Source organism: Pseudomonas sp. QE6 (genome assembly GCF_041379005.1).
In the GTDB taxonomy this organism is placed as follows: domain Bacteria; phylum Pseudomonadota; class Gammaproteobacteria; order Pseudomonadales; family Pseudomonadaceae; genus Pseudomonas.
Genome location: NZ_CP166873.1, coordinates 3,245,619 through 3,260,814 on the forward strand (window position 1 = coordinate 3,245,619; position 15,196 = coordinate 3,260,814).

Consider the following 15,196-nt stretch of genomic DNA (forward strand, 5'->3'; position numbering starts at 1 on the left):
GCCTGGCAGGTCAATGCCGTCTCATTCGTGCCCGACGAAGTAGTAGTCGCGCTGGCCGACCCGGAAATGCCGCAGCACGCTCAGCGGCGGCTGTGGCGTCTCCAGGCTTTCCAGCACGGCCACGCGGCCACCGGGCTGGGTCAGTTGCGCCATCAGTTGTTCGTGGGTATCCAGCGCCGGCAGGCGGCTGCGGCTGTAGAACACCGCGGCACCGGCCAGGCGCTCGCTGGGCTGGAACAGCGTGACCTGCCGACCCGCCAACTCTTGCTGGCGAATCTCCCGAGTCAGCGGCAGGAAGGATTCCTTCTGGTCCGCGCGCGGTTCGATCCACAGCGCGTAGCCCAGGTAGAAGCCGGGCACCGGCAGCATCAGGGCGAACAGCGCGCCGTGGGCCCGCCGCGCCCATTCGGCATCCCGGGCCTGCCAGCGCTGCAGCAGCTCGCGGCCGTACTCGGCGCCGATCACCGCCGCCGCCGGGGCAAGCGACATCAGGTAGACCATGCGCTTGCTGGAGGCGAACGTCAGCAGGGTGAACTGCGCCGCCAGCCAGAGGCAGAAGAACAGCAGGTAGCGGTCGCTCGCCAGGCGTTTGCGGAAGTGCCAGAGCCCCAGGTAGAGCAACAGGTTCCACGGCAGGAAGGCCTGCGGCAGGCGGACCAGGTAGTAGTAGAAGGGCTCGAAGTGGCCGGCCTCGCTGAACGAGCCGCTGAAGCGCCCGACGCTATTGGTCCAGAGGATTTCCTGCAGGGCCGGGATACCGCCGTCGCGGTACAGGAACATCAGCCAGATGAGCAGCGGGACCAGGCCCAGCAACGTCCACAGCGCCGGGCGGACCCAGGCGGCGATCTCCAGGCGCCGCCGGGTGACGCTGTCCCAGAGCAGGCAGGCGAAGATCACCACCCCCGGCAGCGCCAGGCCCAGCACGCCTTTGCTCAGGGTGGCGAGGGTGATGCCGAGGGCGAAGGCCGGCCAGTAGTACCCCTGCCGGCCGGGCGAGGCGAGCCAGGCCCGCAGGAAGGACAGCAGCGCCAGCGTTACGCCCAGGGCGAGCAGGGCGTCTTCACCGACCTGGCGGGCATTGCCCCAGAAGCTGGCCATGGTCATCAGCATCAGCGCGGCGAACAGCGCCAGCAGCGGCGGCCGCCCGAGGCGCCTGAGCGCGCCGTAGAGCAGCAGGGCGCAGAACAGCCCGGCGAACGCCGAGGCCAGGCGCGCGGCCAGCGCGGTCGGTCCGAACAGGCGCATGGCGGTGACGTCCAGCCACAGGCTGAGCGGCGGCTTTTCCAGGAAGGGCAGGCCGTTCAGGCGCGGCGTCACCCAGTCGTGGTCGAGGTACATCTCCATCGCGATGCCGGCCACCCGGGGTTCGGTGGAGCCCTGCAACTGATGATTGCCCAGAGCGGTGAAGAACAGCAGGCCGCCCAGCAGGAGCAGCAAGGCGAGGTGGCGGCAGGAGGGCATGGCGGCGTATCCGGCGTGGTTCGCGATGGCCGCAGGTATAGGCGAGGACGCCTTAACTCAGAATTAACTTGCAGCGTGCTCCACTGCGGCGACCCACAACCGCTAAGTCCCAGGGGCCCGCCATGTCCACCCGTTCGCTGAGTCCCGCTGCCTCTTCTTCACCGCGCCGACGTCGTCGGCGCACCCTGTTGCTGATCCTCGTCACGCTGTTGGCGGTCGCCGGGAGCCTGGCGGGCTTCATGGTGATGGTCCCGCCGCCGCCCTACACTCCGCTGCCCGGCCAGCCGGCCTCCCAGGTCACCCTGCTGGCGCTGGGCGACCAGGGTAGCGGCGATCTCCAGCAATGGCGCGTGGCGCGAGGCATGGAGCGGGTCGCCGAGCGCGAGGGCGGGCTGAACATGGTGCTGCTGCTGGGTGACAACTTCTACGGCAAACCGCTCACGGGGATCGACGATCCCGCCTGGCAGCTGAAGTTCGAGCGTGTCTATCACGGCGACTGGCTGAGCCACGTTCCCTTCTATGCGGTGCTGGGCAACCATGATTACCCCAAGTCCGCCGCCGTCGAGCTGGACTATGGGCGCAAGGGGGCGGGTTCCGGCCGTTTCCAGATGCCCGATCCCTTCTATGTGCGCGATTTCGGCGAGGTCGAGGGCCGCCCGCTGCTGCGCGTGGTGTTCCTCGACACCTCCCAGGACGCCGCCGGCCGCCAGCGCCAGGCGGATTTCCTGCAAGCGGCCTTCGCCAGCGGCGGCCCCGCGCCGATGTGGAAGATGGTGGTGGCCCACCATGCGATTCGCAGCGGTGGTGGCAAGCATGGCGAAGACCGGGAGCTGCTGGCGCAGCTGTTGCCGGTCATGCAGCGCAGCGGGGTGGACATCTACCTGTCCGGCCATGAGCACAATCAGCAGGTACTGGTGCACCCCGGTGAGCCGGCCTGGCTGATTTCCGGTGGCGGCGGGCAGACCATCGATACCTTCAAACCCGCGGCGCCGACCGATGACGTGCCGTTCGCCGTAGCCAGTCCGGGGTTCGCCCGACTGGCCTTCACGCCGGAGCGGCTGCAACTGGCCTACTACAACGCCGACGGGCGCCAGGAGCAGGGTTTCCTCTGGGCGCGGGCCTGTCCGTGGATGGCGCAGGGTTGCCTGCACCGGTACGACCCATCGCAGATAGCGACGAACTGACACCTTTGCCAGTGTTTTGCCACCAGGGTTTTCGCTAAAATCCGGGCCCTTTGCGCGACCCATATCTGCGCGCCTCGAGAGTCCCCATGCTGACTGGCAGTTACGATCCCTCCCTGGTCCTGATATCGCTCTGTGTGGCGATCCTGGCGTCCTACACCGCCCTCGACCTCGCCGGCCGGATCGCCACCGCCAGGGGTTGGTCGACGCTGCTTTGGATCGCTGGAGGTGGCGTGGCGATGGGCATCGGCATCTGGTCGATGCACTTCATTGGCATGCTTGCCTTCAGCCTGCCCATTGCCCTGGGCTATGACGTGCCGCTCACGCTGCTGTCGCTGGCCACCGCCGTACTCAGTTCCGGGTTCGCCCTGGCGCTGGTCAGCCAGGAGCGCCTGCCGCCGTGGCAACTGGTGCTCGGCGCCCTGGCGATGGGCGCCGGGATCAGCTGCATGCACTACCTGGGGATGTACGCGATGCTCATGCAGCCGGGCATCGACTACGACCCACTGCTGTTTGGCCTGTCCCTGCTGATCGCGGTGCTCGCCTCGGGCGCGGCGCTGTACATCGCCTTCCGCCTGCGCCGCAACACGCCCTACGTGCGCCTGGTGCGCGGTGGCGCGGCGCTGGTGATGGGCGTGGCCATCGTCGGCATGCACTACACCGGCATGGCCGCGGCGCGCTTCCCCGAAGGCAGTTTCTGTGGTGCGGCGCCCAGCGGACTGGGCAATGACTGGATGGCGGTGCTGATCATCGTCGTCACCCTGGCGGTGATCGGTATCGCCCTGCTGACCTCGGTGCTCGACGCGCGCCTGGAGTCGCGCACCGAGCTGCTCAGCTCGTCGCTGGCGCGGGCCAACCAGGAACTCACCCAACTGGCCCTGCACGACAACCTGACGCGCCTGCCCAACCGCGTGTTGCTGGAGGACCGCATCGAACAACTGATCAGCAAGGTGCAGCGCAACGGCGGGCATTTCGCGCTGATGTTCCTCGACCTGGATGGCTTCAAGCCGGTCAACGATGCCTTCGGCCACCATGTTGGCGACCTGCTGCTCAAGGATGTCGCCGACCGCCTGCGTGCCAACCTGCGCAGCGAGGACACGGTGGCGCGCATCGGCGGCGATGAGTTCGTCCTGCTGGTGTCGCTCGCCGAGCCGGAAGATGCCGTGACCCTCGCCAGCCAGCAGGTCGGCCTGCTGGCGCAGCCGTTCCAGGTCAGTGGCCAGGAGCTGCGCATCGCGGCCAGCATCGGCATCGCGCTCTATCCCGGCGATGGCGCCAGCCAGCAGGAACTGCTGCGCAATGCCGACGCCGCGATGTACCACGCCAAGGGCAATGGCAAGAACGGCTACAGCTTCTTCGAGCAGTCGATGAACACCAATGCCCGCAACCACCTGCAACTGCTCCACGACCTGCGCGCGGCCCTGGCGCGGCGCGAGTTCGTCCTGCATTACCAGCCCAAGTTCTCCGCCAGCGGCGAGCCGATGGGTGCCGAGGCGCTACTGCGCTGGCTGCATCCGCAGCGCGGCCTGCTGATGCCCGATACCTTCATCACCCTGGCCGAGCGCACCGGCCTGATCATCGCCATCGGCGACTGGGTGCTGGACGAGGCCTGCCGGCAGATGAGCCTGTGGTACGCGCAGGGCTATCGCGACTGGCGCGTGGCGGTGAACCTTTCGGCGCTGCAGTTCTGCCACGCCGGGCTGGTGGACTCGGTGGCCGGCGCGCTGCGCCGCTACCAGCTGCCGGCCAACTGCCTGACCCTGGAAATCACCGAGACCACGGCGATGCGCGACGCCGATGCGAGCCTGGAAATCCTCGGTCGCCTGGCGGAGATGGGGGTGGACCTGTCCATCGACGACTTCGGCACCGGCTATTCCAGCCTGCTGTACTTGAAGCGCCTGCCGGCCAACGAGCTGAAGATCGACGGCGGCTTCGTCCGCGACCTGGAGCAGGACAGCGACGACGCGGCAATCGTCTCGGCCATCGTCGCCCTGGGCCAGGCGCTGGAACTGCGGATCGTCGCCGAAGGGGTGGAAACGCCGCGCCAGCAGGATTTCCTCACCCGCCTGGGCTGCGATTCGCTGCAGGGCTTCCTGTTCGGCAAGCCGGTGCCCGCCGAACAGTTCATCGACCATCTCAGCGCAACGGCGTGACCTCGGCGAGCTGCGCGCACAGGTTGCGCAGCTGTTCGCACAGGCTACGCCCGGCGCTGCCCAGCTCGGGACGGGCGTAGAGCGCCAGCTCCAGCCCGTCGATCGGGGCGAAGCCTTGCGCGGCGTCCAGCAGCCGATGTCCGGCGTGGCGGCCGCGCAACGGCAACAGGCTGACACCCATCCCCGCGGCCACCGCCGCCGACAGGCTGGCCAGGCTGCCGCTGCTGTAGCTGATGCGCCAGCGCCGCCCGCTGGCCTCCAGGGCGTGGATCATCTCCTGGCGGTACAGCGCGCCGAGCGGGAACACCACCAGCGGCAGCGGATCGCGGGCGGCGGCAGGATTGTCGGCGCTGTCCAGCCAGGCCAGCGGCTCCGGCCAGTGCGCCAGGCAGTCGCTGTCGGCGCCCCATTGCTTGACCAGCGCCAGGTCCAGCTCGCCGCTGCGGTACTGGCGCAACAGCTCCTGGCTGAGACCGCTGGAGACCTCCAGGCGCAGGCGCGGACGCTCCGCGCTGAAGGCCGCCAGCAGTGGCATCATGCGTTCGCCGGCGAAGTCCTCCGGCATCCCCAGGCGCAGCACGCCTTCGCTGTGCTCGCTGCTCAGCGCCTCGCGGGCCTCGCCGCCCAGCTGGAGAATGCGCCGGGCGTAGCCGAGCAGGCGTTCTCCCTGTTCGGTGGGCAGCACCTGGCGCTGGCTGCGGTCCAGCAGGCGGCAGTCCAGGCTCTGCTCCAGCCGCAGGATCTGCTGGCTGACGGTGGACTGGGTCAGGTGCAGCAGTTCGGCGGCACGGGTGAAGTTGCCGGCGTCCACCACCATCACGAAGCTGCGCAGGAGGTTGGGGTCTAGCATCACGATTCCCACTGAATTGCATGTTTCTATTTAATTTCAACATAGAATGCCTCTTCGTCATACTAGCGACATTCTTTTCGAGGCTGTTGCCGCTTCGCCGCGCCTGCCACGGGCTGCACTGCGTCTGGCGACGCTACGGGTGTCGTCACTCCCCACAGCCTCTGGTGACGACAGAGGAGCGCCAATGGACACGCCGACCGTTCAGACCGAGGACGTGCACAGCCGCGCGGCGGCAGAGGCCCTGCTGGCCGCCGCCAGTACCGGGCGCGACGAGGACGTGGCCGCGTTGCTGGGGCGTGGCGTGCCGGTGGATGTCACCGACAGCCAGGGCAACACGCCGTTGCTCCTGGCCACAGCCCAGGACCGCGTCGCCGTCGCCCGCCTGCTGATCGCCGCCGGCGCCGACGTCAACCGGAAGAACCGCATCCACGACAGCGCCTACCTGCTGGCCGGGGCAGCGGGGCGCCTGGAGATCCTCAAGCTGACCCTGGCCAACGGGGCGGACCTGCGCAGCACCAACCGCTATGGCGGCACCGCGCTGATCCCGGCCTGCGAGCGCGGTCATGTCGAGGTGGTGGATACCCTGCTGCGCGCGGGCGTCGACCCGGACCACGTGAACAAGCTCGGCTGGACCGGGCTGCTCGAAGCCATCCTGCTCAGCGATGGCGGTCCGCGTCACCAGGCCATCGTGCAACGACTGATCAGCGCCGGGGCGAACCTGAACCTGGCCGACAACGACGGCATCACGCCGCTGCAACACGCCCGCCAGCGCAACCAGACCACCATCGCCAGGATGCTGGAAGCCGCCGGCGCGCATTGAGCCCATGCCGATTTTGAAGAGAACTGCCATGCAACACGAAGACTTCATGCGCGAAGCCCTGCAACTGGCTCGTGACAATATCGACGCCGGCGGCCGCCCATTCGGCGCCGTGCTGGTCAAGGACGGCCTGGTGATCGCCCGCGCCGCCAATTCCATTCACCTGGACTGCGATCCGACCGCCCACGCCGAACTGCTGACCATCCGCCGCGCCGCCTCCGTACTTGGTACGCCGCGCCTGGAGGGCTGCGTGATCTACGCCAGCGGCCACCCATGCCCGATGTGCCTGGCGGCCATGCACCTGTGTGGCGTCGAGGCGGCGTACTTTGCCTATTCGAACGATGACGGCGAGCCGTTTGGCCTGTCCACCGCCAGGGTCTACCAGCAGATGACCCTGCCGCCGCAACAGCAGGCATTGCCGCTGCGGCCATTGCGGCCGCTCGGGGAAGAGGGGCTCTACGTGCGCTGGCAGGCGCACGGCAAATGAGTCGCAGCATCGCCGTACCGGCGGAAGAAACGGCCCGCGCCAGCTGGATCGGCCTGCTGGTGATCGTCGCGCTGGGCATCAACCTGCGACCGATCCTCACCTCCATCGGCCCCTTGCTCACCGATATCCGTGACGCCACCGGCCTGGGCTTCCAGGGCGCCTCGATGCTCACGGTGTTGCCGGTGCTGTGCATGGGCCTGTTCGCCCTGGCCCTGCCCTGGGTCGGCCCGCGCCTGGGGGAGAGCCGGGGCGTGGTTGCCGGCCTGCTGGCCATCGGCGCGGCCTGTTTCTGGCGCCTGCTGCTGGACAGCGGCATGGCCCTGATCGCCAGCGCCGTACTGGCCGGCACCGGGGTGGCGATCATCCAGGCGTTCGTGCCGGGGGTGATCAAGCGCTGGTTCCCGCACAAGGTGCCCTCGGCCATGGGGCTGTATTCGGCCTCGCTGATGGCTGGTGGCGGCAGCGCCGCGGTGCTGGCGCCGGTGGTGTCGGAGCATTTCCACCGCTGGCAGGACGGTCTCGGCGCCTGGCTGCTGCTGGCGCTCGTCGGGCTGCTGCTGTGGGCGGTTGCCCGCCCGCGCGAGACGCCGCTGGCCACGCCGCCACGGCAGGCGGTGCAGCACTATTTCGGCAGCCGCCGCGCCTGGCTGCTGGCGCTGTATTTCGGGGTGATCAACGGCGGCTACACCAGCATGGTCGCCTGGCTGCCGGTGTATTACCGCCAACTGGGCTGGAGCGCCCAGGCCAGCGGCGGGCTGATCGGCCTGATGACCATCTTCCAGGTGATCGCCGCGCTGACCATTCCGCTGCTCAGTCGTGGCTCGTCGGATCGTCGCGGCTGGCTGAGCCTGTGCCTGCTGATCCAACTCGCCGGCTTCGTCGGGCTGATCGCATCGCCCCTGCACCTCTCCGGCCTCTGGGTGGCGCTGATCGGCTACGGCCTGGGCTCCTGCTTCGCCCTGAGCCTGACGCTGACCCTGGATCATCTGTCCGACCCGGGCGCGGCGGGTCGCCTGGCGGCCTTCGTGCAGGGCATCGGCTTCATCGTCACCGGGATCATCCCTTACGTGACTGGCGCGCTGCGCGACAGTACCGGCACTTTCCAGGCGTCCTGGATACTGCTGGCGGTGTCGGTGGTGGCGATGCTGGGGGTGACGCTGCGCTTCTCGCCCAAGGGCTATGCGCGGGCGATGGGCAGGTAGGCCTGCAGCGGATTGCCAAGGGCGCCCGTAGTATCGGCGCGGTTCTGTAGGAGCGGACGGAGTCCGCTCCTAGGGCATGGGCTGCATTCGCTCGAACTGGACCAACCACGGTCGGTCCATGCGCACATCGCGGAGCGGGCCGCTGCCCGCTGCTACACCGATGTCGCCAGGTAGATCCGATAGGTGATGACCGACAGCATGCTCAGCACGCCGATCCACATCAGCAGTACGCCAACGCCCCGTTCGCGGATGGTGAAGCCGATCCCCAGCATGAACATGCCGAAGACGATGATGGCGATGGTGACGAGGATGGAGTCCATGGCGTGTCCTTGTCGCAGTGTTCCGATAGATGAAGTTTAGGCCAGCGGCTGCTCGAATTGCCTTGATCCGTGATAGCCGGGCGGGCGGATGATAGCCGCCGGGAAGCGATTGCCCAAGCCGCAATGCCGCTCAGGCCTGCCTGGGCTTGCTGCGGAGCAGCCGATAGGCCTTGAGTGTCAGGTGCAGATAGCAGGAGCCGCGTTCGAGATAGCCCAGGTGGATGAGCAGGTCACTCAGGCGCGGATGGATCGCTGCACCACGGAGTACGTCCGCAAGGACCTTGCGCAACGCGGCATCGGAGTGGGAGGACGGGCCTTTTCTGCCTCCTCTTCGTTCGTTGCTCATGATGGCCTGCCCTCTGTTTCTCTTTTCATCAGTCTGCGGCCAAGGGCTGTTCGGCGCTTTTTCTATTGCCATTGGAAAACACTGATCAACGCACCGGCATCTGACAGATTCCGGCACCTCGCCATGCCCTGTTTGTGGGAGCGTTCATAAAAAAGCCCCACGGTCAGGAGCGCAGACCGCAGGGCGAGAAGGTCGAGGTCGTCTCGACCGGGGGAGGAGCGATCAGGCCGAGGGCTGCCAGCCGCCGCCCAGGGCCTTGTAGATGGCGACGATGCCGCGATAGACGTCCACTTCCGCCAGCGCCTGGGCGTCTTCGGCGGCCAGCTGCTCGCGCTCGGCGTCCAGCAGGTTGAGGAAGTCCACGGTGCCTTCGCGGTACTGCTGGCCGGCCTGTTGCGCCGCGTTGCGGCTGGCCTCGGACTGGCGCACCAGCGAGACCAGGCGCTGCTGGCGCTTGCCATAGTCGCTGAAGGCGTTGGACGACTCTTCCAGCGCCAGCAGGACCTGCTGTTCGTAGGTCGCCAGGGCCGCGTCGGCGTCGGCCTTGGAGGCCCGCAGGCGGGCGCGCACGCTGCCCAGGTCGAAGGCCGCCCAGGTGATGCTCGGGGCGACGCCCCAGGCATTGGCGGCGGACGAGCCGATCTGCGAACCCCGGCCGGCGGTGAAGCCAAGGAAGCCGCCAAGGCTGACTTTCGGGAACAGGTCGGCGGTGGCCACGCCCACGTCCGCGGTGGCGGAGGCCAGGCGGCGTTCGGCGGCGGCGATGTCCGGACGGCGGCGCAGCAACTCGCCGGGGTCGCCGATCGGCAAGGCCTTGGCGATGGCCGGCAGCTTCTTCGGCGACAGGTCCACGGAGAGCGCGTCGGGGCGCTGGCCGAGGAGGGTGGCGATGCGGTTCTGCTGCCGGACTTCCTCGGCCTGCAGTTGCGGCACGCTGGCTTCGGTGGCGGCCAGGCGCGCTTCGGCACGCTGTACGTCCAGTTCGTTGCCCACGCCGGCATCGCGCAGCTGGATGGTCAGGTCGCGGGATTCGCGCTGGTTCTCCAGGTTGCTCCGGGCGATGCTTTCGCGCAGCTGCGCGCCGCGCAGTTGCCCATAGGCATCGGCCAGCTCGGCGATCAGGCTGACCTGCAGCTGTTGCAGGTCGGCCACCGTGGCGTCGCTCAGGGCATCGCTGGATTCCAGCTCGCGGCGCACGCGGCCGAACAGGTCGACCTCCCAGATCATGTCCAGGCCCAGATCGTAACGCTCCTGGTTGACCCGGTCCTCGGTCTGTCCCGGCACCTGGCCCTTGCCAACCTGCGCGGAGGCGCGGCTGGTGACGGTGGGGAAGCGGTCGTTGGCGACATCGTCGCGGATCGCCCGCGAGGCCAGCACGCGGGCATAGGCCACGCGCAGCTCGCGGTTTTCCTTCAGGGCCTGGTCCACCAGCTGGCTCAGCACCGGGTCGTCGAACTGCTTCCACCAGGCGTCTTCATAACGCGTACGGTCGTAGTCCTTGGCCTGGGCGTTGCTGTCCAGCTGAGCCGGCGCGGTGTCCGGCTTCTGGTAGTCGGGGCCGACCATGCAGGCGCTTAAGGCCAGCGCGAGCAGGGCGGGGGCGAAGAGTTTCACGTTCATACCGAATGCGCCTCGTGGTTCAGGGTGGCTCGCGCTTGTTTCTTCGCTTCACGGGCTTCCATGACGCGGCGGATCAGCACATAGAAGACCGGTGTCAGCAGCAGGCCGAAGAAGGTCACGCCGAGCATCCCGGAAAACACCGCGACACCCATGGCATGGCGCATTTCGGCGCCGGCGCCGGACGACAGCACCAGGGGCACCACGCCCATGATGAAGGCGATGGAGGTCATCAGGATCGGGCGCAGACGCAGGCGGCAGGCTTCCAGTACCGCGCTCAGGCGGTCCATGCCTTCGTCCTGCTTGTCCTTGGCGAACTCGACGATCAGGATCGCGTTCTTGCACGCCAGGCCCACCAGTACGATCAGGCCGATCTGGGTGAAGATGTTGTTGTCGCCACCGGACAGGATCACCCCCGTGATGGCCGACAGCAGGGTCATCGGCACGATCAGGATCACCGCCAGCGGCAGACCCCAGCTCTCGTACAGCGCGGCCAGCACCAGGAAGGCGAGCAGCACGCAGAGCGGGAAGACGAACACCGCGGTATTGCCGGCGAGGATCTGCTGGTAGGTCAGGTCGGTCCACTCGTAGGTCATGCCGTTGGGCAGTTCCTGTTTCAGCAGCCGCTCGATCGCCGCCTCCGCCTGGCCGGAGCTGTAGCCCGGTGCGGCGGCGCCGTTGATCTCGGCGGTGATGAAGCCGTTGTAGTGCATCACCCGGTCGGGGCCGGAGGTGTCGCTGATCTTGATGAAGGTGGCCAGCGGGACCATCTCGCCCAGGTTGTTGCGCACCTTCAGCTGGCCGATCTGCTCGGGTTCCAGGCGGAACTTCTGGTCCGCCTGGACGTTCACCTGGTAGGTGCGGCCGAAGCGGTTGAAGTCGTTGGTGTACAGCGAGCCCAGGTAGACCTGCAGGGTGTCGAAGATGTCGCTGATCGCAACCCCGTGGGTCTTGGCCTTCTCGCGGTCGATGGCGGCATCCACCTGCGGCACGTTCACCTGGTAGCTGGTGAACACCGACATGGGGTTGAGCTCGGGCAGCGCGCGGGCCTTGTTGAGGATGTTCTGGGTCTGGCTGTAGAGCTCCTCGTAACCCAGGTTGCCACGGTCCTCCACCTGCAGGCGGAAGCCGCCGATGGTGCCCAGCCCCTGTACCGGCGGCGGCGGGAAGATGGCGATGTAGGCGTCCTGGATGTCGGCGAACTGCTGGTTAAGCTCGGCGGCGATCTCGTTGGCCGACATGCCCGGTCCCTTGCGCTCGTCGAAGTCCTTCAGGGTGGTGAAGACGATGCCGCTGTTGGGGCTGTTGGTGAAGCCGTTGATCGACAGGCCCGGGAAGGCCACCGTGCTCTGGATGCCCGGGTGCTTGCCGGCGATGTCCGACATGCGCTTGATCACGTCCTCGGTGCGGTCCAGCGTGGCGGCGTCGGGCAACTGGGCGAAGGCCACCAGGTACTGCTTGTCCTGTTGCGGCACGAAGCCGGTCGGGGTGCTGGAGAAGCCCAGGTAGGTCAGGCCGATCAGCCCCGCATAGAGGATCAGTGCGATGGAGCTGCCGCGCAGCACGCGGGTGACGGTGCCGACATAGCCATGGCTGGCGCGGTCGAAGAAGCGGTTGAACGGACGGAACAACCAACTGCCCAGCAGCGTGTCGAGCAGTACCGAGAAGCGGTCCTTCGGCTCGTGATGCCCCTTGAGCAGCACGGCGGCCAGCGCCGGCGACAGGGTCAGCGAGTTGAACGCGGAGATCACCGTGGAGATCGCGATGGTCAGCGCGAACTGCCGGTAGAACTGCCCGGTGAGGCCGGAGATGAAGGCGGTCGGCACGAACACGGCGCACAGCACCAGGGCGGTGGCGATGATCGGCCCGGTCACCTCGCGCATGGCGCGCTTGGTCGCCTCGATGGGGGTGAGCCCCAGACCGATGTTCCGCTCGACGTTCTCCACCACCACGATGGCGTCGTCCACCACGATACCGATGGCCAGCACCAGGCCGAACAGCGACAGCGCGTTGAGCGAGAAGCCGAAGGCGTGCATCACCGCGAAGGTACCGATCAGCGACACCGGCACGGCGGCCAGCGGGATGATCGAGGCGCGCCAGGTCTGCAGGAACAGCACGACCACCAGCACCACCAGGATCAGGGCTTCGAACAGGGTGTGCACCACCGCTTCGATGGAGCCGCGGACGAAGATGGTCGGGTCATAGACGATGGAGTAGTCCACGCCCTGGGGGAAGTTCTTCTTCAGCTCGGCCATCTTCTCGCGCACCTCGTTGGAGATGGCGATGGCGTTGGAGCCGGGGCGCTGGAAGATCGGCAGGGCCACGGCCGGCTGGTTGTTCAGCAGCGAACGCAGGGCGTACTGGTTGGAGCCGAGTTCGACGCGGGCGATGTCCTTCAGGCGGGTGATTTCGCCGTCCGGGCCGCTGCGGATGATGATGTTCTCGAACTCTTCTTCGTTGACCAGGCGGCCCTGGGTATTGATCGACAGCTGGAAGCTGGTGGCGCTGGGCGCGGGCGGTGCGCCGAGGGAGCCGGCGGCGACCTGGCGGTTCTGCTCGCGGATGGCCTGCACCACGTCGCTGGCGGTGAGGTTGCGCGAGGCCACCTTGTTCGGGTCCAGCCACACGCGCAGGGAGTAGTCGCCCATGCCGAACAGCTGTACGTCGCCCACACCGTCCAGGCGCGCCAGCTCGTCCTTGATGTTGAGGATGGCGTAGTTGGACAGGTAGAGCATGTCGTAGCGGTTATCCGGCGAGGTCAGGTGCACGACCATGGTCAGGTCGGGCGAGGCCTTGTCGACGGTGATGCCGATGCGGGTGACTTCCTCCGGCAGCTTGGGCTCGGTGCGGGTCACGCGGTTCTGCACCTGCACCTGCGCGTTGTCCAGGTCGGTGCCCAGGGCGAAGGTGATGGTCAGGGTCATCTTGCCGTCGGCGGTGGACTGCGAGGACATGTAGAGCATGTTCTCGACGCCGGTGATGGCCTGTTCCAGGGGCGCGGCGACGGTCTCGCCGATCACCTTGGGGTTGGCGCCGGGGAAGTTGGCGCGCACCACCACGGTGGGCGGCACCACTTCGGGGTATTCGCTGATCGGTAGCTGGAACAGCGAGATGGCCCCGCCGATCAGGATGATCAGCGAAAGCACGGCGGCGAAGATCGGCCGCTGGATGAAGAATTGCGAAAAGTTCATGGCTGGTTCCTGTCGCGAACGCGTGGTTCGCCAAACCCGGGACAAAGGTCACCCGAGGCCCTGGTGGGACAGGGCCTGGTACGTCAGTTCATGGATTGCGGGTTGCGATCAGCCGCGCGGCGCGCTCGGCCTGGCGGATTTCTCGGCGACCTTCGGCGCTTCGCTCTGGGCCAGGGCCTGGCGCTGGTGGGCGAGGGTGGCGAGGGTGGCCTGGCTGGCCATCTCGACACTCTGGGCATCGACCTGGGCACCGGGGCGGACCCGCTGCAGGCCGTTGACCACGATGCGGTCACCCTTGGCCAGGCCGTTGCGGACGATGCGCAGGCCTTCCAGCTTCGGACCCAGCTCGATGCTGCGGTACTGCACCTTGCTGTCCTTGTCGATCACCAGTACGAACTTCTTGCCCAGGTCGGTGCCGACCGCGTCGTCCTTGATCAGCGCGGCGGGGTAGGTGCCGCTGCCGACCAGCTTGATGCGGGCGTACAGGCCGGGGGTGAACTGGTTGCCGTCGTTGTCGAACACGGCGCGACCGCGGATGGTGCCGGTCTTGGGGTTCACCTGGTTGTCGAGGAAATCCAGCTTGCCTTCGTGGGGGAAGCCGTCCTCGCCGGTCAGGCCCAGGTACACCGGGCTGCTGCCACGGGCGTCGGGGCCGCCCTTGCGGGCCAGGTCCATGTACTTCAGGTAGACGCGCTCGTCGGCGTCGAAGTAGGCGTAGACCTTGTCGGTGGAGACCAGGGTGGTGAGCAGGGTCTGGCCGCTGTTCACCAGGTTGCCGGCGGTCACTTCGGCGCGCGAGACGCGGCCGTCGATGGGCGCGGTGACCTGGGTGAACGACAGGTTAAGGCGGGCATTGTCCAGTTCCGCCTGGGTCGCCGCGACCACGGCCTTGGCCTCGGTGGCGGCGGCGCTGCGGGCGTCGGCCAGCTCCGCGGAGATGGCATTGGTGGCGCGCAGGCGCTCGCCACGGGCGGCTTCGTTGACGGTGCGGGTCTGGTTGGCGCGGGCCTGTTGCAGCTGCGCTTCCAGGCGATGGACTTCGGCCTCGAACGGGCGCGGGTCGATCTGGAACAGCAGGTCGCCTTTCTTCACCAGCGCGCCTTCGCGGAAGGCCACGCGGTCGATATAGCCGGAGACGCGCGGACGCAGTTCGACGGATTCCGGAGCCTCCAGGCGGCCGGTGAACTCGTCCCATTCGTTGATCGACTGTTCGATGACTTCCGCCACGCTGACCTTGGGCGCGGGCATGTTCTGCGCCGCATCCTGGCCTTTGCCGCATGCGCTGAGCACCAGCGCGGCGGCGAGCGCCAACGGAATACGCAAGGTTTTGAGGTTTCGCTCCATGGAAGGGACTCCGGCGTTCTAATTGGTTTTGGGACTTCTGATGGAGCGGAGTCTGCGTTCGGGGACGCCCGGGAACTAATCGAACGAGCAAATTTTGATTATCACGTGGAGTGATAAATGCCTTTGCACTATGCGCACGAATAGATAGAAGAAGCGGGCACGGGATTTGCCCGGAGGGGGGCTCTTCGTAGGAGCGAGCTTGCTCGCGAAGCTCTTTTCACCGGACG

12 protein-coding genes are annotated in these 15,196 nt (G+C 67.4%); 5 read left to right on the forward strand and 7 right to left on the reverse strand.

Going from position 1 to position 15,196, the window contains the following annotated elements; genetic code table 11:
- Positions 1-21: 21 nt before the first annotated feature.
- The gene (locus ACAW63_RS15080) at positions 22-1,461 is read right to left on the reverse strand and encodes an ArnT family glycosyltransferase (RefSeq protein ID WP_371226418.1); all 1,440 of its coding nucleotides are present in this window, start codon (positions 1,459-1,461) and stop codon (positions 22-24) included.
- Between the two features lie 122 nt (positions 1,462-1,583).
- Between ACAW63_RS15080 and ACAW63_RS15085 the strand changes: the two genes are divergently transcribed.
- Entirely contained in the window at positions 1,584-2,645 is a 1,062-nt protein-coding gene (locus tag ACAW63_RS15085; RefSeq protein ID WP_371226420.1) for a metallophosphoesterase, read from the forward strand.
- Between the two features lie 86 nt (positions 2,646-2,731).
- Complete coding sequence (locus tag ACAW63_RS15090; protein WP_371226422.1) at positions 2,732-4,795, forward strand: putative bifunctional diguanylate cyclase/phosphodiesterase; 2,064 nt, start codon at positions 2,732-2,734, stop codon at positions 4,793-4,795.
- On the opposite strand, the gene ACAW63_RS15095 is transcribed toward ACAW63_RS15090, so the two are convergent.
- Positions 4,779-5,645, reverse strand: a complete 867-nt coding sequence (locus ACAW63_RS15095; protein WP_371226424.1) for a LysR family transcriptional regulator — start codon at positions 5,643-5,645, stop codon at positions 4,779-4,781. The two genes, ACAW63_RS15090 and ACAW63_RS15095, sit on opposite strands and share 17 nt — an antisense overlap.
- 184 nt (positions 5,646-5,829) lie before the next feature.
- Between ACAW63_RS15095 and ACAW63_RS15100 the strand changes: the two genes are divergently transcribed.
- The 3 genes from ACAW63_RS15100 to ACAW63_RS15110 are packed head-to-tail and all read left to right on the forward strand — an operon-like array spanning position 5,830 to position 8,151.
- On the forward strand, positions 5,830-6,465 hold the full coding sequence (locus ACAW63_RS15100) for an ankyrin repeat domain-containing protein (RefSeq protein WP_371226426.1): 636 nt from the start codon (positions 5,830-5,832) through the stop codon (positions 6,463-6,465).
- A 28-nt stretch (positions 6,466-6,493) separates the two neighbouring features.
- Positions 6,494-6,949: a nucleoside deaminase gene (locus tag ACAW63_RS15105; protein ID WP_371226428.1), complete on the forward strand. Its 456-nt coding sequence runs from the start codon at positions 6,494-6,496 to the stop codon at positions 6,947-6,949.
- A complete protein-coding gene (locus ACAW63_RS15110) occupies positions 6,946-8,151 on the forward strand; it encodes a CynX/NimT family MFS transporter (RefSeq protein WP_371226430.1) in 1,206 nt (401 codons plus the stop codon). Before ACAW63_RS15105 ends, ACAW63_RS15110 begins: the two co-directional genes overlap by 4 nt.
- Before the next feature lie 152 nt (positions 8,152-8,303).
- On the opposite strand, the gene ACAW63_RS15115 is transcribed toward ACAW63_RS15110, so the two are convergent.
- From ACAW63_RS15115 to mexE, 5 genes are all read right to left on the reverse strand, one after another.
- Positions 8,304-8,471, reverse strand: coding sequence for a hypothetical protein (locus tag ACAW63_RS15115; protein WP_178119515.1), 168 nt, complete (start codon positions 8,469-8,471; stop codon positions 8,304-8,306).
- Between the two features lie 130 nt (positions 8,472-8,601).
- Positions 8,602-8,817, reverse strand: a complete 216-nt coding sequence (locus tag ACAW63_RS15120; RefSeq protein ID WP_371226432.1) for a hypothetical protein — start codon at positions 8,815-8,817, stop codon at positions 8,602-8,604.
- 222 nt (positions 8,818-9,039) lie between these two features.
- Complete coding sequence (locus ACAW63_RS15125) at positions 9,040-10,437, reverse strand: efflux transporter outer membrane subunit (protein ID WP_371226434.1); 1,398 nt, start codon at positions 10,435-10,437, stop codon at positions 9,040-9,042.
- On the reverse strand, positions 10,434-13,625 hold the full coding sequence (locus tag ACAW63_RS15130; RefSeq protein WP_371226436.1) for an efflux RND transporter permease subunit: 3,192 nt from the start codon (positions 13,623-13,625) through the stop codon (positions 10,434-10,436). Before ACAW63_RS15130 ends, ACAW63_RS15125 begins: the two co-directional genes overlap by 4 nt.
- Before the next feature lie 108 nt (positions 13,626-13,733).
- Entirely contained in the window at positions 13,734-14,969 is a 1,236-nt protein-coding gene (gene mexE, locus ACAW63_RS15135; RefSeq protein WP_371226438.1) for a multidrug efflux RND transporter periplasmic adaptor subunit MexE, read from the reverse strand.
- Positions 14,970-15,196: the final 227 nt, after the last annotated feature.